Origin of the sequence: Bacillus sp. BML-BC051, assembly GCF_019656175.1 — a bacterium.
GTDB lineage: Bacteria > Bacillota > Bacilli > Bacillales > Bacillaceae_G > Bacillus_A > Bacillus_A mobilis.
This window is the reverse complement of the sequence record NZ_BPLI01000076.1, coordinates 26050-49429: the sequence shown is the minus strand read 5'-3', so window position 1 is coordinate 49429 and position 23380 is coordinate 26050. Positions and strand designations below refer to the sequence as shown.

The following is a 23380-nucleotide window of genomic DNA, read 5'->3' as shown; positions in this document are numbered from 1 at the left end:
AGCCTGTTAACTTAGTTTTTTAATCTCTTTTTAGAGAAAATGGAAAAAGCAATTAAAAAATGTAGGTTAGCAGGCATAAATGGAGGATAACAATGGACATATTTAAAAAGTGTTATGATTACGATTTCATAAAAGGATTACGAGCAAATGATATGTATCCTTATTTTCAAAATATACAAGATAAATTCGGGACAGAGATAGTTGTGAATTCCAATAAGTTATTGATGGTGGGTTCTAATGATTATTTAGGATTATCTAACGATCCCCGCTTAATAGAGGCAGCCGTGGAAGCAGCTACAAGATACGGTACTTCTTCATCTGGTTCTAGGCTTTTAAACGGAACTTTATCTATTCATGAAGAATTAGAGTCACGTCTAGCAAAATTTTTAAAAAGAGATAGAGCATTGGTGTTTTCAACAGGATTTCAGACGAATTTAGGAGCAATTGCCCCTCTGCTAGGACGAAACGATTACGCAATTATAGACCGAACAGTTCATGCTTCTATTGTGGACGGTATACGTCTAGGTTATGGAAAAATGAAACGCTTCCGTCATAATGATATGGAAGACCTTGAAAGACAACTTAAAAGTTGTCCTGAAAACGCAGGTAAACTAATTATCGTTGATGGGGTATTCAGTATGGAAGGTGACCTTGCAAAGCTCAAGGAAATCGTACAATTGAAAAAGAAATATGGTGCACGTTTATTAGTGGATGATGCGCATGGTATCGGAGTACTTGGTGAAAATGGCCGTGGTACATGTGAGCATTTCGGTGTTGAATCTGATATTGACCTTATCACTGGTACATTCAGTAAATCTTTTGGTAGTTTAGGAGGATTTGTTGTTGGAGATGCTGACATTATTGATTTTATTCAGCATAACGGAAGAAGTATGATCTTTAGTGCGAGTATGACTCCATCTAGCGTAGCTGCCACAATAAAAGCAGTGGATATTATGGAAACTGAGCCTGAAAGACGCGAAAGATTAATGCAAATCACTAACAAAGTGTGCAGTGAATTAACAAGATTAGGTTTCGATATAGGTGAAACAGAAACACCTATTATACCAATTATTATAAGAGACACCGAAAAAGCATTTTCGTATTGGCGAGGCTTAATGCAGAATGGTTTATTTACAAACCCAGTTATCTCCCCAGCAGTACCGGAAGGGACCGAATTACTACGTACATCATTTATGGCTACCCATACAGATGACCAAGTTGACGAGATCCTAAATATTTTTGAGAAGGTTGGACGCGAATTTAACATAATTAATAATAAAGTAGGTACATTATCCACCAACTAATGCAAATCACCTCATACAGACGTATATGGGTAAATTAGTGATTTCCCTAGAAAACGCATTGAACCATATGTAAATTACTGGTAAAATGATAATTACCTTGTCCTACTACTTCATAGTAGTAACGAAAAACTAGAGAATTCTTTTTCTCTAGTTTTTTTGTTTAAGGAGATTTTGTATCTCTCATTTAGATGATGTGATTATTCAGAGATACGGTACTTAAGTAAATTCATATATCCATATGGAAGTCCTGATTTTTTACAGTTAATTTCAAACATAAGGAATTTGTTAGGATTAAGTAAGATACTAGATAGGATTGTTCTGTATGATCAAAGTATATTGTATAAATCGGTTTTTAGAGTATAATCTCGAAAACTAATCGAAAGAAGGGGTAACACATGACAGACCGTATAGCACTAGTCATTGAATCATCAGCAAGAAAAGATGAACCCATGATTGCGAAAGAATTTTACAAAGGTCCAAGGAACAGATGTATCAATAATATTATTCGATACATGGAGTCTAAAGAGTTTGATGAAAGCTCAATTTATTTCTTAAGCTTCTATAACCACAGAGTTATTCCATATTTGAAATATAGCGTTTTAATTTAAATGATTATCATGATTTGGTGAATGTTGCTTGACGGAAAATATTTCAATGTAATGCCAGTTTGGAACCTTTTAAATACGTACTAAATTTAATCCCAAATCAAGGGCCTTTCCAAATTTATCATTCTCAAATATTGTAAAAATTGACCTGCATGGACCGCATCATGGTAGGCAATTCGTAATAGCATGTCGCCTAAATATCTTTGATAGCCAACATCGCTTCGATCAATAAGGGTTGAATCTAGCTCAGCTATGCTTATGGATTGAACATATTCTATAAAGTCAGTAAAGTACGATTGTGCCAATTCAATTTCTTTTTTTACACAAGTAATTGGCTCGTCATCATACGGGAAATGTATATCATGTATTGAGCCGTTGTTTTTTAAAATCATATGATAGTAAAAAGTTGAGGTCCAAACATGACGAATCATCTCACCAAAGGACATGGCCTCATGATCAGGCTTCCAATTAAGAAAATTATCGGGAAGAGAATTCCATAATTTTTCTGAGCGCCTTCTCGTTTCTTTCAAATTTAATATACTAAGATCAATTGCATTCATAATACATTCTCCTTTACTATTAAACTTAAAATAATTGTATCAGTTTAATAGTTAGGGTATCATCGAAATATGAATGTATATCCGAATATCTCATATATAGCTAAACTAATTGCTGAACCTACAAGAGCAATTATCTTAGATTGTTTAATGAACAATCAGGCACTACCTGCTAGCGAATTGGCTTATAAGGCAAAAGTGTCACATCCAACGATTAGTTCTCATCTTTCTAAATTAGTAGAGGGGAATCTACTTACAGTTGAACAACATGGTAGACATCGTTACTATCGACTTGCTAATCAAGAGATAGCAGAAGTTCTTGAAAAGTTAGGAACAATTGCACCAACAGTCCAAGTTCGGTCTTTAAAACAATCGGATCAACTAAAACAAATTCGTTATGCTCGAACTTGCTATGATCATCTTGCAGGCAGACTCGGTGTAGAGATAACTGAAAAATTACTACATAGGGAATTTATAATTTTAAAGGAAGGAGAATACATTGTAACGGAACAAGGTAAGGTGTGGTTTCTGAATTTTGGAATAAATGTTGAAACGGCAGATATAAAGAGAAGGGTATTTGCAAAACCTTGTCTTGATTGGAGTGAACGACGCTACCATATTTCTGGTTGGTTAGGATCTGCAATAGCAAAACTATTTTTTGAACAGGAATGGATTACAAAAACGGATAAGAATCGGGCTGTTCATCTTACAAAAAAAGGTACGAAATTGTTGAAGGACCAATTAGGCATTGACATGGACAATAAGAAAGTCCATCAAAATGCAGTGCCTCCTGTCGAGTAAGCAGTATTAAATAACCTGAGTTCTATATTTATATAGACTCAGGTTATTTCATTTCTTTTAAAATCTTTGATAATATTTGCGCATGGCAACTTTAACCTCATTTGCTTTATGGAAAGAGCTTAAATGAAAACATAGTAGTTGAGGCAATTCTATTAAATTAGTAATCATATTCATTGAAAATTATGCGTAAGAATATAGTAAATGAAGGGAGATATAAAATGAATAAAATTAAACTGAAAGTATTAAATGCAAGGTATGTAGTGATATGTATTTTATTCACTATTATATGTATCCTCACTTCATTCTTCATTTCTAGTAATTCCAGCGTATTTAAATCATTTTATATGAATCAATTATTGGGAACGAATTCTACTAAAGGCCTTATGTATATGATAGGAAGTGAAAATCGTTATTTTGCAGAAGAATTCCATAAAGAAAAAGGACGAGCGTCTTTGGAATCTTTTTTACTGTCACTTTCTACAAACATTAATGTAAATGATCTTCGAAGTTTATTAACCCGGGAACTTCCGAACATGAATCAATTTTATTCAGAAATATTAATTGCTGGGGAAGGAACAGATTATACGAACATTCCGGAAGAATCCAGCATTCCTTTAGATAAAATTAAAGATAAAGGTACTGCTATTGAACACCCAAAGAGTGGGAAAGAAAACAATTCTACTGGTGAAAAGTCAAATACACAAAATAACGGTGAAAATAAAGTTTTTATTTATCATACACATAGTTGGGAAGCGTTTATTCCTCTTATTCCAGGAGCTTCGATACCTGATGATGCTTCCAGTACAAATAATGAAGTGAATATTACGTTTGTTGGAAACTATTTAAAACAAAAGTTAGAAGAAAAAGGAATAGGTGTTTCACATGATACGACAAATATGAGGGATTTTCTGCGAAATAAGAATTTAAATTGGGCCCAATCTTATAAAGGGTCCCGTCAAATATTACAAGATAAATTGGCACAAGATAAAAATATTATGTTTCCGATGGACCTTCATAGAGATGATGCACGAAAAAATATTACAACAAAAAATATTAACGGAAAGAATTATGCTCGGCTTTATTTCATTTTAGGACGAGAAAATCCTAACTTTGAAAAAAATAAAAAAATAGTGACGGCAATAAACTCATATTTAGACGAGAAGTATTACGGTTTAAGCCGAGGGATTTTTATTAAAGATCGTAAAAGTGGGAACGGAGTATATAATCAAGATCTTTCTCCCAATGCATTACTTATTGAAATGGGAGGGGTAGATAATACACCAGAAGAATTGTATGCGTCAGTTGATGCATTAGTAGAAGCATTTAGCCACTATTATAATGGAGTGACTAAGAAAAATAACTAAAATAAAAAGGAGTGATACCCAATCAGAAGTGCTAGGGGATTACTCTTTTTTTGTAGAATATAAAATCATCAATAAACGTCAACAATTGAAAAAATCTTTCTTTTCATTCTTCTTTTTATAGTTTTATAGGAGAAAGCTAGGTTTCTTATTTTTACTAATGTTATAATAAGAAAAAAGCACGAAAAGAGGTCATCTCATGCTAGAGGTTATTGCAACATGTTTAGAAGATGTAAAACGAATTGAACGAGCTGGCGGGAAGCGAATTGAATTAATTTCATCTTATACAGAAGGCGGTTTAACGCCAAGTTATGCATTTATTAAAAAAGCGGTAGAAGCAGTACATATACCGATTCACGTTATGATTCGTCCGCATGCGAAGTCTTTTACATATACGGAAGAAGAAATTGAAATGATGAAGGAAGATATTATCGTTGCGCAGAAGTTAGGTGCAGCTGGTGTTGTATTAGGCGTATTAAACGAACGAAATGAAGTGGATGAAGAGAAATTAGCGGATTTACTATCTGTTGTAGATGGAATAAATGTAACGTACCACCGTGCGATAGATGATATAGAAAATCCAGTAGAAGCGATGAGAACTTTAAAGAAGTTTCATAAAGTGACTCACGTTTTAACTTCAGGTGGACAAGGAAATATAGTAGAGAATATTCCAGTGCTTACACAAATGCAAAAGGTAAGCGAGGGTCAAATTCAACTTGTTGCTGGAGCTGGCGTGACGAAAGAAAATATAAAGCGTTTGCTAGATGAAACTGGAATTTCGCAAGCTCATGTCGGTACAGCGGTAAGAGAAGGGAAATCATGTTTTTCTGAAATTGATCCTAATTTAGTACAAGAATTAGTTCAAATCATACAATAAACACGTAAGAAAGAGGAGAAACGATGAAGGAAAATACGAAGAAAGAATTATTCTCATGGGCTAAAACGATAGGGTTTACACTTGTATTAATCGCTATTATTCGTGGTGTTTTATTTACACCTTCATTAGTACAAGGCGAATCGATGATGCCAACTTTAGAAAATAACGAACGAGTTCTTGTGAATAAGATTGGTTATAGTATAAGTGGATTAGATCGCTTTGATATTATCGTGTTCCACGGTAAAGAAGGATACGATTTAGTAAAACGAGTAATTGGTGTACCAGGCGATACAGTTGAGTATAAAAACGATGTTTTATATGTAAACGGAAAAGCGATGGAAGAACCATATTTAAAAGAGTTTAAAGAAAAAGCAGCAGGCCGTGTATTAACTCCAGACTTTACGTTAGAACAAATCACAGGAAAAACGAAAGTGCCAGAAGGCCAAGTGTTTGTTTTAGGAGATAATCGTGAAGTTTCGAAAGACGGTCGTATGTTTGGATTCATTTCAGAAGATGAGATTGTCGGAAAAGGACAAGCTGTTTTCTGGCCGTTGAAACAAGTAAGAGCGTTATAAAGAAAAAGTATGGGAGAAATATTCTTCCATACTTTTTTTATGCCTATTTATTTAAACGTTTGGTTTTGCTATAACTTGAGCTTTTGAAAGAGAAGCATCATTATTTCTAAATTTTATTTTGTATTCATCTTACATAAAGGTTAAGTAGCTGAAAAATATATTGATAGAATTGAAAGAATATTTTATAATTTTAAATTATATATTTGTTTCGAAATACGGAATTTAAGTTCCGGAATTCGGAACAAGAGGGAGATAGAATGAGTATAAATAAAACGGCAGTTAAGACAATGGATATTTTAGAGTTGTTTTATGAGCATGAAGAGCTAAGTTTAACAGAGATGGTTCAGCTTACGAGTATGCCGAAAACATCTGTTTATCGTTTAATTGGCTCGTTAGAAGAAATGGAGTTTTTACAAAAAAACGAGAAGGGGAAATATCGTCTCGGAGTCGTTTTTTTACGATTCGGTCAACTTGTTTCACAAAGATTATCAGTAAGAAATATTGCGATTCCCTATATGAAAGAGCTTAGAGATAGTTTAGGGCAGGCAGTTAATTTAATTATTCAAGATGGTAATGATGCGATTTATGTGGAAAAGATGGAAGGTGCTCAGCCTGTACGCGTGTATACAGCGGTTGGTAGAAGAGCTCCACTTTATGCGGGTGCATGTCCGAGAATTTTACTATCGTATTTCTCTGAGGAAGAGAAGCAGAAATACATAGAGGAAACGGATTTAAAACAGTTTGCGGATGGAACAATTGTGGATAAGGAACAATTGCTAGAAGTGTTACAAATGGCGAAAAAGGAAGGACACACAATTAGCTACTCTGAGTTAGAAAATCATACAGCCGCTATAGCAGCACCCATTTTTGCAAGTGATGGAACGGTTGTAGCGGGGATTAGTATTTCGGGATTAGCAATTGAGTACAGCGAAAGTAACATTTCATATTTTATTGCGAAGGTGAAAGAAACAGCACATCGCATTTCTAAAGAACTCGGCTTTTTGGCATAGAAAGAGGGAGTGGGATGAAATTTTCTGCATTAGGGGATCAAGCAATTCTTGTTACATTTGGTGAAGAAATTGGGATGGAGACATACGAAAAAGTGCAGCGATTGTTTCAAGCGTTGAGACGGCATGCATTTGTAGGAATGGTTGAGTGTGTGCCATCTTTTACTTCATTAGCTGTCTACTACAATGTATACGAAGTATGGAAGCAAAATGGGAGAAGTGAAGGTCCGTATCATTACGTTTGTCAATATATAAAAGAGCTGTGTAATTCATATAAAGAAGAAGTGAATCAAGAGGTGAAGCATATTTCTATACCTGTTTGCTACGGGGGAGAATATGGACCTGATTTGGAAGAGGTCGCGCAGTATAGAGGATTACGAGCGGAGGATGTCATTCGCATACATAGTGAAACAACATATTTTGTGTATATGTTAGGTTTTACACCAGGATTCCCGTATTTAGGAGGACTATCAAAAGAACTAGAAACACCTAGAAAAGAAACGCCACGGTTACAAATACCTGCTGGTTCGGTAGGTATTGGCGGAAATCAAACAGGTATATATCCTCTTGAAACACCAGGAGGATGGAATATTATTGGCCGAACACCAATCTCCTTATTTAATCCGAAAGAAGAAACACCAACTTATATTCAAAGCGGTATGTATTTACGATTTATCCCAATAACGAAGGAAGAGTACCTATCATTTGAGGGGGCTAAAGAATGGAAGTAGAGGTTTTACACGCGGGAATGTTTACAACAGTCCAAGATTTAGGGCGATCTCACTATCAACAATACGGTGTACCTGTTGGCGGGGTGATGGATCTAAGTGCACTTCGGATGATTAATGTGTTAGTCGGTAATGAAGAGAATGAAGCAGGACTCGAAATGACGATTAAGGGACCTAAATTGTTAATAAAGAAAACGACTTTACTTGCGATTGGCGGAGCAGATATGGAACCTTTACTGAATGGGGAGCGTATTCCGTTATGGCGCCCCATTTTAGCGAAAGAAGGTAGCATGCTTTGCTTCGGGAAAGTGAAAAGTGGTTGCAGAGCGTATGTGACTTTTGCAGGTGGTATACAGATTGATCGGACGATGGGAAGCAAAAGTACTTACATACGTGCTGCGATTGGCGGTATAGAAGGGAGAATGCTGAAAAAAGGAGATTATTTTCAAATTGGTACGCACTCAGAATTAGCGAGTCGTTTCATTCAAGACTTACAAAAAGATGAGCGAATCAAAACGAAATGGGCAATTAGCAGAAGCGTACTGCCAAAGTATAAGAAATACCCTAAGCTGCGTGTCATAACTGATTTTGAATATGATCAATTTACAGAAGAAAGTATACAGGCGTTTTTTACGAAAGAGTATAAAGTATCTAATTACGCTGATCGTATGGGCTATAGGGTTGAAGGAGAAGTTTTAAATAGAGTGGAAGAAAAAGAGATTTTATCAAGTCCCGTTACATTTGGGACCATTCAAGTTCCTAATGGTGGACAGCCAATTATATTAATGGCAGATAGGCAAACGACAGGTGGCTATCCGAGAATGGGAAATATTATTTCAGTAGATTTACCACTTCTTGCTCAATTAAAACCGGGGGACTACGTTTCTTTTGAGAAAATTACGCTTGAAGAAGCGGAACAATTGTACATAGAACAAGAAATGAATATGAATCTATTAAAGAGATTCATCGCTTTACGAAGCTGAGATTAGGAGGGAAATATCGTGACGATAATCGATTTAAACTGTGATTTAGGAGAAAGTTTTGGTGCTTATAAAATGGGGAATGATGATGAAATTCTTCCGTTCGTTTCCTCTATAAACGTTGCTTGTGGTTTTCATGCGGGTGATCCGACTGTAATGAGGAAAACGGTCGAAAAGGCACTGCAGCACAACGTAGCAATTGGTGCGCATCCTGGTTTTCCTGATTTAATTGGATTTGGAAGAAGAAATATGAACGTTTCACCAAATGAAGTATACGACTATGTATTGTATCAAATCGGTGCATTAGATGCTTTTGTGAAAGCAGCAGGCGGGAAAATGCATCATGTAAAACCACACGGTGCTCTATATAATATGGCGGCGACTAATCCGGAAATTGCAGATGCAATTGCAAAGGCAATTTATCATAGTAATCCTAGTCTATTACTTTACGGATTAGCAAATAGTGAGGCGTTTATACAGGCTGCGGAAAAATACAATATCACTCTCGTCCAAGAAGCTTTTGCTGATCGGACGTATAAGCAAGATGGGACATTAACGAGCCGGACAGAAGAAAATGCACTCATAAAAAATGAAGACGAAGCGATAAAGCAAGTGCTACAAATGGTGAAAGAAGGCTATGTAAAAGCGGTGAATGGAGAAGAAGTAGCAGTTCAAGCACAAACAATTTGTTTACATGGTGATGGAGAGAAAGCAGTCCAATTTGCGGAAAAAATATACAGAACATTCGAACTTAATGGTATTTCTATTTGTGCACTGAAATAAAAAATAGGGGGAAGTGCTGGAATGATTAAATTAATCGGGATACTACTTGTTGCAGTTGGTTTTTTATTTAGATTAAATACACTATTAGTAGTTATGGTTGCAGGTATTGTTACTGGTATGGTTTCAGGGTTAAGCTTTTATGATGTCATTAGCATGTTCGGTAAATTTTTCATAGAAAATAGATATATGTCTATGCCAATTATATTAACTTTACCGGTAATCGGTATTTTAGAGCGTTACGGTTTAAAAGAAAGAGCAGAAGCACTAATAACGAAATCAAAAGGCGCAACAACTGGAAGAGTATTAATGTCATATTTTACGATAAGAGAATCATCAGCAGCACTTGGACTGAATATTGGTGGTCATGCACAAACAGTAAGACCACTCGTTGCACCGATGGCAGAAGGGGCTGCGCAAGGTAAATATGGTAAGTTACCTGAAAAGTTAAGAGAAAAGATTAAGGCAAATGCAGCAGCTGCGGAAAATACAGCTTGGTTTTTCGGAGAGGATATATTTATCGCGACTGGTGCAATTTTATTAATGAAAGGATTCTTCGATTCAGTAGGTATGCATGTCGGTGTGTGGGATATGGCGCTTTGGGGTATTCCAACTGCAATATCAGCACTTATTGTAAGCTGGATCAGATTTAGAAGATTTGATAAATATATAGCAAAAACGATGAAATCAAAAGAAAAAGAAGAGAAGGAGGCAATATAAAATGAACATCATCACAATGGATACAATTTATTACGTATTAGGTATAATCGTTGCCTTTATCGCTGTTCGTATTGCATTTGATCGTGAACATCCAAATCGATTTGGTTCTAGCTTATTTTGGGCGTTATTTGCAGTTACGTTTTTATTCGGAAATATAATTCCTTCGTTTTATGTTGGTTGTATTGTGCTTGCTATGGTCGTGTTAGCTTCACTAAACAAAGTAACAAAATCAGAGGAGAAAGAAGTACCAGTACAAGAACGTGTGAAACATGCTGAGAAATTAAAAAATAAAATTTTTATGCCTGCACTATTAATTCCTATTTTTACAATTATCGGTACGTTAACGTTAGGGAAAATCAAATGGGGAAATGTTTCCCTTGTTGATCCAGATAAAGTAACGCTAGTAGCATTAGCACTAGGGGCATTACTTGCATTTGTTGCGGCGATGCGTATTACAAAATCGAAAATAACAACGCCTGTACAGGAAGGAAGCAGACTATTACAAGCTGTCGGCTGGGCTGTTATTTTACCACAAATGTTAGCGGCACTTGGCGGTATTTTCGCAAAGTCTGGCGTTGGACAAGTCGTTTCTGATTTAGTTGGACAAGTGTTACCGACAGAGTATCCGTTTGTAGCTGTTATGGCGTATTGTTTAGGAATGATGCTCTTTACAGTCGTAATGGGAAATGCATTCGCAGCGTTTGCCGTTATTACTGGCGGAATTGGTTTACCTTTAATTGTTCAAATGCACGGAGGAAATCCGGCGATTATGGCAGCACTCGGCATGTTTGCTGGATATTGCGGAACACTACTTACTCCAATGGCAGCAAACTTTAATATCGTTCCGGCCATGCTTTTAGAGCTAAAAGATAAGAACGCAGTTATTAAAGCGCAAGTACCAATTGCTCTTTCAATCTTTATCATCAATATGTTTATTATGTACGGCCTTGTATATCGTTTCTAATTAGGAGGGAAAACTATGAAAACAGTATTACTAACAGGATTTGATCCGTTCGGCGGAGAAAGCATCAATCCAGCTTGGGAAGTCGCAAAAAGTTTGCACGAAAAAACAATCGGAGAATACAAGATTATTAGTAAACAAGTACCAACTGTATTTCATAAATCAATACAAGTATTAAAAGAGTATATAGAAGAACTAAACCCTGAAATGATTATATGTATCGGACAAGCTGGGGGCAGACCAGATATTACGATAGAGCGTATCGCAATTAACGTTGATGATGCAAGAATTGCTGATAACGAAGGGAATCAGCCGGTAGATGTACCGGTTGTAGAAGGAGGACCGGCTGCCTATTGGTCTACGCTTCCGATGAAAGCAATTGTAAAAAGACTGCAAGAAGAAGGCATACCAGCTTCCGTTTCCCAAACAGCAGGTACATTCGTTTGTAATCACTTATTCTATGGTCTCATGCATGAACTAGTGAAACGTGATAAGGAAATAAAAGGCGGATTTATTCATATTCCGTTTTTACCAGAGCAAGCGAGTAACTATCCAGGTCAACCGAGTATGTCACTTTCTACTATTCGTAAAGGGATAGAATTGGCAGTTGAGGTAACGACGACAGTAGAGGTGGATATTGTGGAAGTTGGGGGCACGACGCATTAAGTAAGATTCTGAAGTAGTACCGAAGTGAGTATGTAGTTGTTATTTTTGTTTGGAAGAAGGGGATATCGTTAACTTGATAATGATAGGGTACATTGCATATTTTAAATTCGCCCATTTTCATGTATAATTATTGTAAAAATTGGAATTTTTGAAATTGGGGTGGATATCTTGAAAAGTTTTGGTATGTTAGTATTCTCTACTGTGCTTTCAGCAGGGCTATTATATTATAATGCTCAATCCTTTTATAATAGGTTTACTTCTGGAAATACATATTACTGGGTAAACGGTATCCTAGCAGTTATCTTCCTTGTATTCCTGTACAATAATGCAAAAGATATCATCAAGAAAAACTATATAAAATAAGGAAGTTTAAAGAGTTCTTTATACAAAGACAACACCTCCTGAAAACAACTGGTATAATAAGTATAGGAAAATACATAGAGGTGATTTTTGTGCAACAATTTGAAGAAGTACGTTCAATTTTAGAAAAAGCGAAGAAAATTACAGTGTTAACAGGCGCAGGAGCAAGTACGGAAAGTGGTATTCCAGATTTTCGTTCAGCAAATGGATTGTATGCTGATGCGAATGTGGAGATGTATTTATCAAGAGGATATTATAATAGAAGTCCGAAAGAATTTTGGAAGCATTATAAAGAAATCTTTCAAATTAATACGTTCCATCAATATAAACCAAATCGTGGGCATCGCTTTTTAGCTGAATTAGAAGAACAAGGGAAAGATATTACGATTTTAACGCAAAATATTGACGGTTTACATCAACTAGGTGGTAGTAAACATGTCATTGATTTACATGGAACACTTCAAACAGCACATTGTCCGAAGTGTAAAGCGGGATATGATTTACAGTATATGATTGATCATGAAGTGCCTCGTTGTCAGAAGTGTAATTTTATTTTAAATCCAGATGTTGTTTTATACGGAGATACATTGCCGCAATATCAAAATGCGATAACACGTTTATATGAAACAGATGTACTTATCGTTATGGGAACATCATTAAAAGTACAACCCGTCGCTTCATTCCCACAAATCGCAAAGAGGGAAATCGGGGCAACAACAATTTTAGTAAATGAAGAGTTAACAGGGCAAGAATATAACTTTGATTTTGTTTTTCAAAATAAGATTGGTGAGTTTGTTGAAGGGGTATCGTCGGTTAAATAAGTTATTATTTTTATGGAAAACTGAGGTGTATAGAGAACACCTCAGTTTTTTGTTTGAATAAAATTCATGTTATGACGTATGAAGGGGAATGGTAATAAATAGGTTATAAAATTAAAAAACTGAAAATTAAATCTTTTATTTCTTTAGTAATTAATATAAAATTCTATATATATCATATAAATAAATTTGATACATAATGGTTCTATGTAGAAATGTTAATAGAATGAAGCGAGGGAGCGAAATGAGACAGAAAAAGGAGCAGAAAAAACAATCGAAAAAGAAAAAGACTCATATTCCTTTTCGGTTAAATGTACTATTTTTTATCGTCTTTCTTTTATTTTCAGCTATTATAATTCAATTAGGTAAAGTACAAATCATTGATGGAGAAACGTATAGAAATGAAGTGAACAAAAAGGAAGATGTAACGGTAAGCACTCCTGTTCCTAGAGGGAAAATGTTTGATCGGCAAGGTCAAGTGATTGTAAATAACAAACCGCTACGAACCGTTACATATACGAAAATGAAAGGAGTAGATTCGAAAGAAGTTTTACAAGTAGCAAGACAGTTAGCGCAGTTAATAGAAATGTCACAAGAAGATATAGATAAGTTGACAGAAACAGATAAAAAAGATTTTTGGATGCAGTTAAATGAAAAGCGAGCAGCTGCAAAAGTAACAAAAGAAGATGAGAATACATTTAGGAAGCAAGAGATAGAAGGGAAAGAATTAGATAAAAAAGTAGAAGAGTTACGCAGGGAAAGGATTACGCAAGAAGAATTAAGCGAACTTTCAAAAGAGGATCTAGAAGTACTAGCAATTAAAAGTAAGATGAATGCGGGATATAAAATGACGCCACAAATCGTTAAAAAAGATGTAAGTCAAAATGAATATGCAGTCGTAAGTGAAAGATTGGCGAATTTGCCAGGAGTGGATACGACAGTGGACTGGGAACGTGAATACCCAAATGATAAAATACTTCGTTCTATCCTTGGTAGCGTTTCTACTGAAAATGAGGGCTTGCCAAGAGAACAGTTAGATTATTATTTAGTGCGTGATTATAACCGAAATGACCGTATTGGTAAGAGCTACATCGAGAAACAGTACGAAGATGCATTACATGGAACGAAAGAACAGTCTAAAAATATTACGGATAAAGCAGGAAATATTATTCGGACAGAAAAAGTGACTGAAGGAAAAAGTGGAAATAATTTAATGCTAACGGTGGATATGGAGTTACAAAAAAAAGTAGAGCAAAGTCTTGAAAAGAATTTACGAGCATTCCATTCTGCAGAGCCGATGATGGATCGCGCGTTCGTTGTAATGATGAACCCGAAAAACGGCCAAATTTTATCAATGGCAGGAAAGAAAATTGTAAATAAAGATGGCGGCATGCAAATAGAAGACTTCGCTTTAGGAACGATGACAAGTTCTTATGAGTTAGGGTCAACTGTGAAAGGGGCTACGTTATTAGCCGGATATCAAACTGAAACAATTAAGCCGTATACGCATTTCTTCGATGCACCAATGTATTTTAAAGGAAGTACTAAGCCAAAGAAATCGTGGAAAGATTTTGGTGATATTGATGATTTAAGAGCTTTACAAGTTTCATCAAACGTCTATATGTTTAATACAGCATTAAAAATGGCAGGTATAAACTATGTGCCAAACAATCCGCTAGACATTAAAAAAGAGACATTTAATAAAATGCGCTACTACTTTAGACAGTTTGGCTTAGGTGTACCGACTGGAATTGACTTGCCGAATGAATCGATTGGTCAAATGGGTAGAACAGATGACATACCTGGTTTTTTACTTGATTACGCGATTGGACAGTATGATACATATACGCCGCTTCAACTTGCTCAATATATGTCAACAATTGCAAACGGCGGTTACCGAATGAAACCACAAATTGTACAAGAAGTGAGAGAGCAACCACATAGACCAGAGGATGTTGGAAAAGTTGTTCGGTCTATTGAACCAGTTATTTTAAATCGAGTGGATATGGACACTTCATACATTAATCATGTAAAAGAAGGATTTAGAAGAGTTTTTCAAGAAACTGACGGGACAGGTACTGCAACGTTTAAAGGATTACCGTATAAACCAGCTGGAAAAACAGGAACAGCTGAAACCGTATATGGAGGAGAAAGTGATATTGGAAGAGATGAAAACAATAACCGAAAAAAATGTTATAATTTAACTCTTGCCGGTTATGCACCATATGATGCTGATCCGGAAGTAGCTTTTTCAGTTGTTGTACCATGGGTGAATGATGACAAATCGGGAATTAATTCTGCGATTGGTAAAGAGATTTTGGATGCGTATTTTGAATTGAAAGCAAAAAGAGCGGGTGGAAATCCAATCCCAGTAGAACAGCCGAATAAGGCCCAGTAAAAATAGTATCACTGCATGGAGACATATTGTGCAGTGATATATTTTTTGAGTTAAAAAGCGTTTAAATAAGGTGGGAATGGATATGAAACAGGAGATTAAAAGAGGTTGGGGGAAATACATACTCTTCGTGTTTGTTTTGGTAGTAGCCTATCATTCTTTTACTTTATGTAAAGTGGAAGGGAAATCGATGCAACCGACTTTATATGAAGAAGACTACGTATTTGTAAATAAAGCAGCAGTACATTTTTCTAATTTAGACCACGGAGAAATTGTCATTATAAAGGAAGAGGATGAGTCGAAATATTATGTAAAACGAGTAATAGGGCTTCCTGGTGACGTAATTAGCATAACGAATGGATCAGTATATGTGAATGATAAAAAGCAAGAAGAACCATATACAAATAAAGATTTATTCAATAATACGCAAGTGTTTTACAACTTTCAAAAGACAAAAATCCCGCCAAATAAGTTATTTGTAATGGGAGATAATCGTGAACTTAGTAGAGATAGTCGAAATGGTTTAGGATATATTGAAGAAGATAATATAATAGGCAAAGTGGAATTTGTATATTATCCTTTTTCAAAAATGAAGATCGTAGAATAAGTGGGGTTATACAAAACCCCACTTATTAAAGGTTCACTTTATCTTCTTTAAAAAACCTTTTGGATTGAATGATATGAAAAACTTATGTTTAGATTCATCGATCATGAAGTTGTTATTTTTAGCTAAAAACTCTTCAACAGCTTCCATGGGGCCAGGGCCCCAATCGGGAGAAACAGGATTTCCATTAATAGATGTATCCTCTACAATAATATAACTACCAGTAGTAACGATAGATTTATAAAGTAAAAGTTCTTTTGCTACATGCTCTTTACTATGATCAGAATCTAAAATAACTAAAATCACATCATCAGGTTTTCGCATACTTAATATGGTCTGTATAGCAGTTACTGAAACGGAAGAAGCTGTTACATACGTAATGCGGTCATGAGATGGGCGATTTGGTTGTGGGAATAGATCGATAGTAAGTACATGACCTTTTCCAATTAAATCTAATAAAGAAGCTAAATATAGTGCGCTACCACCATAACAAGTACCACATTCAATAATTAAATCGGGTTTTAATTCGTAAACAATTTCTTGATACAAAAAAAGATCAGTGGGAAGTTTGAGAATGGGGACACCAAGCCAATGTGTATCATATAACCAGACTCGACTATCGTAATATTGTTTTAAAAACTCGCTACTTATGTTATCGATTTTGAACACTCCTTTCTGAAACGAAAGTTGTACAATATAATATGTGAAATATAATTATAAGGAGAATGTTTTTTAATAAAAATGAGCAAAATACCTCATTAAAAACCAATTGTCTGTATAATAAAAAACTTAATTCAGCAAGTTCTAATCAAAATGCAATTTAAATATGTAGATGAGGGGAAAAGGAACGTATGTATAAGTACACAATTTGCTTCATTAGAAAAGGAAATGAAATACTCTTATTGAATAGAAATAAAAAGCCGAATATGGGAATGTGGAATGGTGTCGGAGGAAAAATAGAAGAGAATGAAACGCCATACGAAGGAATTATTAGAGAAACGTTTGAGGAAACGGGAATAGAGCTTCCAAGTGTAACGTATAAGGGGAATGTTATTTTTAAACATAAAGAAGAGTCTTGGCATAGTGAGGGAATGTATGTATTCCTTGCTGATTTGCCAGATGCAGTACAAATGAATACACCATTAAGTACGGTGGAAGGATTATTAGAATGGAAAGAAATTGATTGGATATTGAATCATGATAATAGAGGTGTAGTTAGCAATTTACAAAAATACTTATCGATAATATTAAATGAAGAAAATAAGTTAGAGCATATATTCACATATGATAACCGGAATATTATTAATTACACAACTGCATGTTTAATGGAAGATGATGCGAACAAACGGTATGAAAAACAACTTGTTTCTCAATAGAAAAATATGAAAACAATCAATCTTATACTCTAGTAGAAATAGAGGGTATGATTATTACAAAAGAAATGGAAAAAATTATTAAAGTAAAGGTAACAGGAAAGATAACGCATGAGCAATTTATCGCATTAGCTGATGCGATTGCAAGGCGTGAACTTACTTAACAATCTAGAAGGCACCACAAACTTTTGTTAAATAAACGGGAAAAAAGAGATGGTAGATCCAACTCTCAGACTGTAGATAAACTATGTTTGGAGAGTTCAGATGCTAAAAAATAGTTTGTCTCTTGCTTTATGGAGAATTTATCCAACAATATATATATGTAGTACGTTCTATGCTACAATTTACTATAAGTGAGGAAGGAAGGTGTCTTATGAAAATATCTGTTTATGTTGCAAGTGCATTTAGCAAGGATCATAAAGGCGGAAATAAAGCAGGAGTGGTATTTATGGAGAATACATTGACCACTACTCAAAAAATGGCAATAGCCAAACAACTGGGCTATGCGGAAACCGCATTTATATCAGAATCTGAAGTTGCTGATTATAAAATTGAGTATTTTACACCAAAAGAGGAAGTTGATTTATGTGGTCATGCCACAATTGGCTCTTTCGCCATACTGATGCATGTAAATAAACTTTTCAAGAATTGCTATACGATTGAAACGAACAGCGGTGTTCTTACTATTACCATAAAGGATGACGTCATATTCATGGAACAAAACGAACCGATATTCTATGATGTTATATCTCCAAATGAGTTTATCGACTGCTTTGACATTAAAGATATAGACAATACATACCCAATTCAAATTGTCTCTACGGGCTTAAAAGATATTTTAGTTCCTATAAAAAGCGAAACACAATTACATACACTGGAACCTAATTTTGAAAAAATTAAAGCAATCAGCAAGTATTATAATGTTGTCGGGATGCATCTATATACTTTTAATGACAATCGAATTATATGCAGAAACTTTGCTCCACTATACGACATCAATGAAGAAGCGGCGACTGGAACTTCAAACGGTGCATTAGCTTGCTACCTTTATGAACAGAACTACTTACAAAAAGAAGTCTATGTATTTGAACAGGGTTATTCTTTACACTCGCCTTCCGAAATATTAGTTAAATTAGCAACCAATAGCAATAATAAAATAGAAAAAGTTTATGTTGGTGGCAAAGGCTATTACTGTGAAACGAAGTGTTTGAATATAGAAAACATTGAGTGAAAATAAAAAAAGAGATGGTAGATCCATCTCTTTTTCATTTCCATATGCTTCATGATTAGCTACGAATCGACTTAATCATAAAACGATGTTGCTTCACATCAAAATAACTTTTTTGTAAGATGATTTCATGTATACGATATAATTCCTCATAATACCTTTCAACAGTAAAATCTGGAATTTGCCACGGAATCGCTTTTAAATAATAGACGATAGCGCCAATGTCATAAAAGCGTTGAAAAGGGAACTCTTCTTTTTCTTCTAAAATAGTAAATCCATTTTGCTTTAACTCAATGCAAGCTGCTTCGAGCGACCAACTTGCAAATTCGTTATTTAGCGGCGTGTTAAACTGCTCATTTAGTTCCGAGCAATCGAGACCACCAACTTGTTGTGTAAGGAAAATTCCATTTGGAGAAAGGATTCTGTTTACCTCAGAGGCAGTATAGGATTCATGTTGATTCATGATTAAATCAAACTGACCATCTTGAAATGGTAAAGCAGTATCATCCGTTACCTCTATAACTGTAACCCCTAAAGGCTCTAATTTCTTCCGAGCAATTGGCACGTTTGGAGCATAGCCCTCAGTCGCATAAATAGTTGACGGAAACGGTTGTAACATAGATAAAAACTCCCCGCCGCCAGTCCCCATATCGAGCATGGATTCTGCATGCTGCATAAGATGGAAAGCAGTGCTGCCGTACGACCACGATAAAGGCTCGCTCTTTATTCGACCCGTTTCTGAAATGAATGAGAAATCCCAACCGCTAAAATTTGTATTAGCACTTTCTAATAAAGTTAAAAATAGTGGATCACGTTTCATAATTGTATCCTCCTATTTTGTAAGTAAATGATATGATGAGAAAAGAAAAAAGGAGGACCTCTTATTAAAGTGGAACGGTTTTACGTTTCATGTTCGAATAGATTCATATAAATTCGCTCCTTGTGAGAATGGTAATTTATATATTCGGGATAAACGAGTGGAAATCCTTTGAAGTTATAAGGGAAGGTAGTTGTTTAATGGAAAACTGGATGGAGTTTACAGACAAAGAGGATGGTCAAATTTGGGACAGGCTATATAGTGAGATTGAGTTTTCACCAAGTGATTCTACATTTCCATCTTTTAAGGTAGCAAGTCCTTTTGTAACATATGATATTTCTCAATACTTTGGAGAGTCGATAGAGTTAAATGTACTGGCTGATCTGGAAGATAAAGCGTTACAAGCTTTTTAAAGAATACAGCATCGAATGAATATATCATGGCACTGGGCAACATGAGTGTTATTGGGTGGATCCACATTTAGAGTTTGAAAGAAATGAATTTGATGATTGGATTATACCCGTATTTCCGAATGGAGATTACTATTTCTTTATTCAGAAGGACTTTAAGTGGGGCTATTTAGGCCACCCTTGGGAGAAGAGTATAACGATATTTGGAAAAGAACTAATAGAAAGTTTTGAACAAAATAAGCCGGAAATGTTTCAAAATATTTTAAGGAAAGGGTAATGTTTGAAAGAGAAAACCGCTTATACTTCATTCTTGAAGCATAAGCGGTTTTGTTTAAAATACTTAAAAAGAAAAATCTTTTGGCAAAGTACCACTTTTAATCACCGTTCTTAACCCATGTTTTATAATCCAAGGGTTAACCGGATGCTGTGTATCACGTAATTGCTGCAACCATTGAAAAACGAGTTCTTGATCTTCTTTCGTAATATCGTTAATATGATTGGCTACTGATTTTTGGACATATTTAGAAGGATCATTCATTAAAGGTTTAAGAAGCTGTAAATTGTTCTTAAAGTCACCTTTTAGAGCTCCTATTTTTTTAGCCCAAGGAAGTCTGGGCCTTGTACCTTCTGAAACTAATCTCCTAATGTGGCTGTTTTCGTCATGAATCCATTGTTGTAATATGTGTAGTGAGTCTTCATGGTATGCTTCAAGAAAAGGCCGAATGGCATATTCAGCAGTATTCCTTTTTGTTATTTCATACATGGCGTTGAATGAGGTTTTAAAATTGTTAAGCCCATATTTTCCAACGTATTTTGCAATAGGCATGTACATATATCCGTTAGTAAATGTGCCTACTTCTGTAGTGTTTTCTGGTCCCAATGTTTTCAGCAAAATATGTATTGCCTCATTAAAATCTTTTTGTAATGCATCGTGTAATTCATCTGCTATTACTTCTATACGTTGCTTTAACTCTAAATTTTCAACTTTACATGTTACGGAAGATACAAAGTTTCTTTTCGGAAAATTAGGATCGTGTTTACAAATAGAATCAGCCATTTTTTCTGCTAATTCTTCATTAAATAAAAATTTTAACGGAACATATTTACCCATTTTTTCACCCCAATTGTCAGCTGAAAACAATTTCTATTTTTTAATCGACAACCCATAAACTAAAGTCTCACTCGGAGTCGTAATACTAAAACCTGTCGTCTTATAATCAAGTTTCATCGTATCACCAGTGTAGTCTTTCGTGAATGAATCCATTTGTACGATAAGGTCTGCATCTTCATATACAACATCATCTGCATCATATGTATCCCAAATTAAATCCACATCAACGAAAATACTACAAGAGTTTGTCATTGTCCCTCTAATGCGAATGATCTTTTTGTCTTCACGTTCTAATCTATGTATAGCTGCTTTTGCTTCATCAGTAATGCGAATGTTCATGGTATCCCAACCTTTATGTATATTTCCTTTATTATTGCAAAAACAGGAGCAATAGGGAAGGGAGAAGCATCGAAATAAAAAACGAGCAAACAAATTTGTTTGCTCGTTTTACTTTATTTTAGTTCACATTTATCAAGTGGAATCACTTTCGTTTTTTTCGTAAATTTATATCCTAACCATAGTACTAAAAAGAGTGGTAAACCGATGTAAGAAACGAGTACGCCGTTCCAATCGATTGCTTCGCCCATAAATGCGCCGTAGTTTTGACCTAAAATGACGATGACACAAAGTGCAAATGCGAAAATTGGACCGAACGGGAACCATTTTGCTCTATATGGTAAGTCTTTTAAATCTTTTCCTTGTGCGATATATGCTTTACGGAAACGGTAATGACTAATTGCAATTCCGACCCATGCGATAAAGCCAGACATTCCAGATGCATTTAATAACCAAATGTATACAACGCCGTCACCGAATAAAGAAGCAATGAAAGCGATACTACCAACAATTGACGTTACGATTAATGCGTTAACAGGTACACCGCGGCTGTCTAATTTGCCTAAGAATTTTGGTGCTTTTCCTTGGCGAGCTAAGTCCCAAAGCATACGAGTTGATGCATACATTCCAGAGTTACCAGCAGATAGTACTGCCGTTAAAATAACAGCGTTCATAACAGAAGCAGCAAAAGCAACGCCAGCTTTTTCAAAAATAAGTGTAAATGGACTTACTGTTACATCACTTGCAGCAAGGCTTTCTGTTGTATAAGGAATTAATAAACCGATAACGAGAATCGCAAGAATATAGAATAAAAGAATACGCCAAAAGATAGAACGAATCGCTTTCGGAATATTACGCTCTGGATCAGATGTTTCACCAGCAGCAACTCCTAATAATTCAGTACCTTGGAATGAGAAACCAGCTGCCATAAATACACCGATAATTGCCATGATACCGCCATTAAATGGTGCATCTGCAACAGTGAAGTTTTTGAAGCCAACAGTTTCGCCGCCCATAATTCCAAAAATCATCATGAAGCCGACAATTAAAAAGATAATAATAGTAACTACTTTAATAAGTGCGAACCAATATTCAGATTCACCAAACCCTTTAACAGATAAGTAGTTTAAAAGGAAAATAATAGCTAAACATAATCCACTCCAAATAAGAGAAGGGGTATCTGGGAACCAAAATTTCATAATTAATGTTACAGCCGCTAGTTCAGCAGCGATTGTAATGGCCCAGTTATACCAATAGTTCCATCCAAGTGCAAAGCCAAGGGACGGATCAACAAATTTTGTTGCATATGTGCTAAAAGATCCGGTAACAGGCATGTAAGCTGCGAGTTCGGCTAAGCTTGTCATTAAGAAATAAACCATAATTCCAATTGCAGCGTATGCGATTAGTGCACCGCCAGGACCAGCTGAATGGATGACACCACCGCTGGCAAGAAATAGTCCGGTACCAATTGTACCACCAAGAGAAATCATCGTAAGGTGCCTTGATTTTAAACTACGTTTTAATTCACCTTTTCCATTTGTAGTTTGTGTTTCAGAGGTAGTTTGATTTGTTGCGCTATTCATGTTCAACACTCCTTTTCTTGTAAGATAGGAAGGAACGGGGGAGAAAAATACAAAAAACCGCCAAAGGAATTTGGCGGAACGTTTCACAAATAACCACCCCATCATACCCTTCCGTTAAGATAGCACCCCACATTTACACGGTAATTTTGTAAACGTGACAGTTCTGTTCCTTTCGGAGACAGCCCCAGCTCATATTTCTAGAGAAGAAATATAAACTTCGGCAACTTTTCCTTTCAAACGGAGTCGGTGACATTCTCTATGTCTCGTCCGTTTTACTCTTAAAAGTCGCAACCTCTACCTCATCGGATTGATGAGGATTTGATATATTGCTAAGATTTTTAATATATGGCAATTGTAATGACTTTCTGAATATATTGCAAGATATTTTGTTAGGAAAAGTCAAAAAATATCGGTTATTGTATA

Annotated in this window: 24 protein-coding genes, 1 pseudogene and 1 riboswitch; of the genes and pseudogenes, 19 read left to right on the top strand and 6 right to left on the bottom strand. The window is 35.4% G+C overall.

Annotated features, from left to right (window positions below; genetic code table 11):
* Positions 1-92: 92 nt before the first annotated feature.
* Positions 93-1304: an aminotransferase class I/II-fold pyridoxal phosphate-dependent enzyme gene (locus K5S59_RS25335; protein ID WP_000350842.1), complete on the top strand. Its 1212-nt coding sequence runs from the start codon at positions 93-95 to the stop codon at positions 1302-1304.
* A 694-nt stretch (positions 1305-1998) separates the two neighbouring features.
* Here the strand turns inward: K5S59_RS25335 and K5S59_RS25330 are convergent.
* The gene (locus K5S59_RS25330; protein ID WP_098257744.1) at positions 1999-2469 is read right to left on the bottom strand and encodes a DinB family protein; all 471 of its coding nucleotides are present in this window, start codon (positions 2467-2469) and stop codon (positions 1999-2001) included.
* 69 nt (positions 2470-2538) lie between these two features.
* Here K5S59_RS25330 and K5S59_RS25325 point away from each other — a divergent pair, with 69 nt between their 5' ends.
* The 15 genes from K5S59_RS25325 (at position 2539) to lepB (K5S59_RS25255) (ending at position 16102) form a co-directional block, all read left to right on the top strand.
* Positions 2539-3267 carry an ArsR/SmtB family transcription factor gene (locus K5S59_RS25325; RefSeq protein ID WP_001103790.1) on the top strand — a complete coding sequence of 243 codons (729 nt, stop codon included), beginning with the start codon at positions 2539-2541 and terminating at the stop codon, positions 3265-3267.
* 218 nt (positions 3268-3485) lie between these two features.
* Complete coding sequence (locus tag K5S59_RS25320) at positions 3486-4631, top strand: stage II sporulation protein P (protein WP_098257743.1); 1146 nt, start codon at positions 3486-3488, stop codon at positions 4629-4631.
* A gap of 196 nt (positions 4632-4827) precedes the next feature.
* Positions 4828-5505 carry a copper homeostasis protein CutC gene (locus K5S59_RS25315; RefSeq protein WP_000895076.1) on the top strand — a complete coding sequence of 226 codons (678 nt, stop codon included), beginning with the start codon at positions 4828-4830 and terminating at the stop codon, positions 5503-5505.
* 23 nt (positions 5506-5528) lie between these two features.
* Positions 5529-6080, top strand: coding sequence for a signal peptidase I (lepB, locus tag K5S59_RS25310; protein ID WP_000662492.1), 552 nt, complete (start codon positions 5529-5531; stop codon positions 6078-6080).
* 257 nt (positions 6081-6337) lie between these two features.
* The gene (locus tag K5S59_RS25305) at positions 6338-7090 is read left to right on the top strand and encodes an IclR family transcriptional regulator (RefSeq protein WP_000026384.1); all 753 of its coding nucleotides are present in this window, start codon (positions 6338-6340) and stop codon (positions 7088-7090) included.
* Between the two features lie 14 nt (positions 7091-7104).
* Positions 7105-7818 (top strand): 5-oxoprolinase subunit PxpB, encoded by a 714-nt coding sequence (pxpB, locus tag K5S59_RS25300; protein WP_120450426.1) that lies wholly within the window; start codon positions 7105-7107, stop codon positions 7816-7818.
* Positions 7809-8798: a 5-oxoprolinase subunit C family protein gene (locus tag K5S59_RS25295; RefSeq protein ID WP_000451535.1), complete on the top strand. Its 990-nt coding sequence runs from the start codon at positions 7809-7811 to the stop codon at positions 8796-8798. Before pxpB ends, K5S59_RS25295 begins: the two co-directional genes overlap by 10 nt.
* 18 nt (positions 8799-8816) lie before the next feature.
* Positions 8817-9578 carry a 5-oxoprolinase subunit PxpA gene (gene pxpA / locus K5S59_RS25290; RefSeq protein ID WP_120450424.1) on the top strand — a complete coding sequence of 254 codons (762 nt, stop codon included), beginning with the start codon at positions 8817-8819 and terminating at the stop codon, positions 9576-9578.
* A 21-nt stretch (positions 9579-9599) separates the two neighbouring features.
* On the top strand, positions 9600-10295 hold the full coding sequence (locus K5S59_RS25285) for a DUF969 domain-containing protein (protein ID WP_000593387.1): 696 nt from the start codon (positions 9600-9602) through the stop codon (positions 10293-10295).
* A gap of 1 nt (position 10296) precedes the next feature.
* Positions 10297-11259, top strand: a complete 963-nt coding sequence (locus K5S59_RS25280; RefSeq protein ID WP_001021646.1) for a DUF979 domain-containing protein — start codon at positions 10297-10299, stop codon at positions 11257-11259.
* Positions 11260-11274: 15 nt separating this feature from the next.
* Complete coding sequence (gene pcp / locus K5S59_RS25275) at positions 11275-11922, top strand: pyroglutamyl-peptidase I (RefSeq protein WP_000859727.1); 648 nt, start codon at positions 11275-11277, stop codon at positions 11920-11922.
* Positions 11923-12090: 168 nt separating this feature from the next.
* The gene (locus K5S59_RS25270) at positions 12091-12285 is read left to right on the top strand and encodes a hypothetical protein (protein ID WP_048547791.1); all 195 of its coding nucleotides are present in this window, start codon (positions 12091-12093) and stop codon (positions 12283-12285) included.
* An 89-nt stretch (positions 12286-12374) separates the two neighbouring features.
* Positions 12375-13103: an NAD-dependent protein deacylase gene (locus K5S59_RS25265; RefSeq protein ID WP_120450422.1), complete on the top strand. Its 729-nt coding sequence runs from the start codon at positions 12375-12377 to the stop codon at positions 13101-13103.
* Positions 13104-13344: 241 nt separating this feature from the next.
* Positions 13345-15498 carry a peptidoglycan D,D-transpeptidase FtsI family protein gene (locus K5S59_RS25260; protein WP_120450420.1) on the top strand — a complete coding sequence of 718 codons (2154 nt, stop codon included), beginning with the start codon at positions 13345-13347 and terminating at the stop codon, positions 15496-15498.
* Positions 15499-15580: 82 nt separating this feature from the next.
* On the top strand, positions 15581-16102 hold the full coding sequence (gene lepB, locus K5S59_RS25255) for a signal peptidase I (RefSeq protein WP_098257738.1): 522 nt from the start codon (positions 15581-15583) through the stop codon (positions 16100-16102).
* Positions 16103-16135: 33 nt separating this feature from the next.
* Here lepB (K5S59_RS25255) and K5S59_RS25250 read toward each other — a convergent pair whose 3' ends face one another.
* Positions 16136-16768 (bottom strand): cephalosporin hydroxylase family protein, encoded by a 633-nt coding sequence (locus tag K5S59_RS25250; RefSeq protein WP_098257737.1) that lies wholly within the window; start codon positions 16766-16768, stop codon positions 16136-16138.
* A gap of 182 nt (positions 16769-16950) precedes the next feature.
* Between K5S59_RS25250 and K5S59_RS25245 the strand changes: the two genes are divergently transcribed.
* Both K5S59_RS25245 and K5S59_RS25240 read left to right on the top strand, forming a co-directional pair.
* The gene (locus K5S59_RS25245; protein ID WP_120450418.1) at positions 16951-17475 is read left to right on the top strand and encodes an NUDIX hydrolase; all 525 of its coding nucleotides are present in this window, start codon (positions 16951-16953) and stop codon (positions 17473-17475) included.
* 370 nt (positions 17476-17845) lie between these two features.
* Positions 17846-18703 carry a PhzF family phenazine biosynthesis protein gene (locus K5S59_RS25240; protein WP_098257736.1) on the top strand — a complete coding sequence of 286 codons (858 nt, stop codon included), beginning with the start codon at positions 17846-17848 and terminating at the stop codon, positions 18701-18703.
* Positions 18704-18758: 55 nt separating this feature from the next.
* On the opposite strand, the gene K5S59_RS25235 is transcribed toward K5S59_RS25240, so the two are convergent.
* The gene (locus tag K5S59_RS25235; RefSeq protein ID WP_000817582.1) at positions 18759-19520 is read right to left on the bottom strand and encodes a class I SAM-dependent methyltransferase; all 762 of its coding nucleotides are present in this window, start codon (positions 19518-19520) and stop codon (positions 18759-18761) included.
* Between the two features lie 197 nt (positions 19521-19717).
* Here K5S59_RS25235 and K5S59_RS25230 point away from each other — a divergent pair.
* Positions 19718-20204 (top strand): annotated as a pseudogene (locus K5S59_RS25230) (DUF2716 domain-containing protein).
* 63 nt (positions 20205-20267) lie between these two features.
* On the opposite strand, the gene K5S59_RS25225 reads toward K5S59_RS25230, so the two are convergent.
* The 3 genes from K5S59_RS25225 to K5S59_RS25215 form a co-directional block, all read right to left on the bottom strand.
* Entirely contained in the window at positions 20268-21038 is a 771-nt protein-coding gene (locus K5S59_RS25225) for a DNA alkylation repair protein (protein WP_098257735.1), read from the bottom strand.
* Positions 21039-21071: 33 nt separating this feature from the next.
* Positions 21072-21377, bottom strand: a complete 306-nt coding sequence (locus K5S59_RS25220; RefSeq protein WP_001026174.1) for an iron-sulfur cluster biosynthesis family protein — start codon at positions 21375-21377, stop codon at positions 21072-21074.
* Positions 21378-21490: 113 nt separating this feature from the next.
* Positions 21491-22957, bottom strand: a complete 1467-nt coding sequence (locus tag K5S59_RS25215) for an amino acid permease (protein WP_120450416.1) — start codon at positions 22955-22957, stop codon at positions 21491-21493.
* A gap of 112 nt (positions 22958-23069) precedes the next feature.
* Positions 23070-23262, bottom strand: a riboswitch (Lysine riboswitch).
* Positions 23263-23380 lie beyond the last annotated feature (118 nt).

Bases quoted from the DNA above. Each gene is read 5' to 3' on its own strand.
- K5S59_RS25325 (WP_001103790.1), top strand. From the start codon at position 2,539: ATGAATGTATATCCGAATATCTCATATATAGCTAAACTAATTGCTGAA.
- K5S59_RS25295 (WP_000451535.1), top strand. From the start codon at position 7,809: ATGGAAGTAGAGGTTTTACACGCGGGAATGTTTACAACAGTCCAAGAT.
- K5S59_RS25225 (WP_098257735.1), bottom strand. From the start codon at position 21,038: ATGGGTAAATATGTTCCGTTAAAATTTTTATTTAATGAAGAATTAGCA.
- K5S59_RS25280 (WP_001021646.1), top strand. From the start codon at position 10,297: ATGAACATCATCACAATGGATACAATTTATTACGTATTAGGTATAATC.
- lepB (WP_098257738.1), top strand. From the start codon at position 15,581: ATGAAACAGGAGATTAAAAGAGGTTGGGGGAAATACATACTCTTCGTG.
- K5S59_RS25305 (WP_000026384.1), top strand. From the start codon at position 6,338: ATGAGTATAAATAAAACGGCAGTTAAGACAATGGATATTTTAGAGTTG.
- K5S59_RS25335 (WP_000350842.1), top strand. From the start codon at position 93: ATGGACATATTTAAAAAGTGTTATGATTACGATTTCATAAAAGGATTA.
- K5S59_RS25235 (WP_000817582.1), bottom strand. From the start codon at position 19,520: ATGAAACGTGATCCACTATTTTTAACTTTATTAGAAAGTGCTAATACA.
- lepB (WP_000662492.1), top strand. From the start codon at position 5,529: ATGAAGGAAAATACGAAGAAAGAATTATTCTCATGGGCTAAAACGATA.
- K5S59_RS25240 (WP_098257736.1), top strand. From the start codon at position 17,846: ATGAAAATATCTGTTTATGTTGCAAGTGCATTTAGCAAGGATCATAAA.
- K5S59_RS25320 (WP_098257743.1), top strand. From the start codon at position 3,486: ATGAATAAAATTAAACTGAAAGTATTAAATGCAAGGTATGTAGTGATA.
- K5S59_RS25285 (WP_000593387.1), top strand. From the start codon at position 9,600: ATGATTAAATTAATCGGGATACTACTTGTTGCAGTTGGTTTTTTATTT.
- K5S59_RS25315 (WP_000895076.1), top strand. From the start codon at position 4,828: ATGCTAGAGGTTATTGCAACATGTTTAGAAGATGTAAAACGAATTGAA.
- K5S59_RS25260 (WP_120450420.1), top strand. From the start codon at position 13,345: ATGAGACAGAAAAAGGAGCAGAAAAAACAATCGAAAAAGAAAAAGACT.
- K5S59_RS25245 (WP_120450418.1), top strand. From the start codon at position 16,951: ATGTATAAGTACACAATTTGCTTCATTAGAAAAGGAAATGAAATACTC.
- pcp (WP_000859727.1), top strand. From the start codon at position 11,275: ATGAAAACAGTATTACTAACAGGATTTGATCCGTTCGGCGGAGAAAGC.
- K5S59_RS25330 (WP_098257744.1), bottom strand. From the start codon at position 2,469: ATGAATGCAATTGATCTTAGTATATTAAATTTGAAAGAAACGAGAAGG.
- pxpB (WP_120450426.1), top strand. From the start codon at position 7,105: ATGAAATTTTCTGCATTAGGGGATCAAGCAATTCTTGTTACATTTGGT.
- K5S59_RS25220 (WP_001026174.1), bottom strand. From the start codon at position 21,377: ATGAACATTCGCATTACTGATGAAGCAAAAGCAGCTATACATAGATTA.
- K5S59_RS25215 (WP_120450416.1), bottom strand. From the start codon at position 22,957: ATGAATAGCGCAACAAATCAAACTACCTCTGAAACACAAACTACAAAT.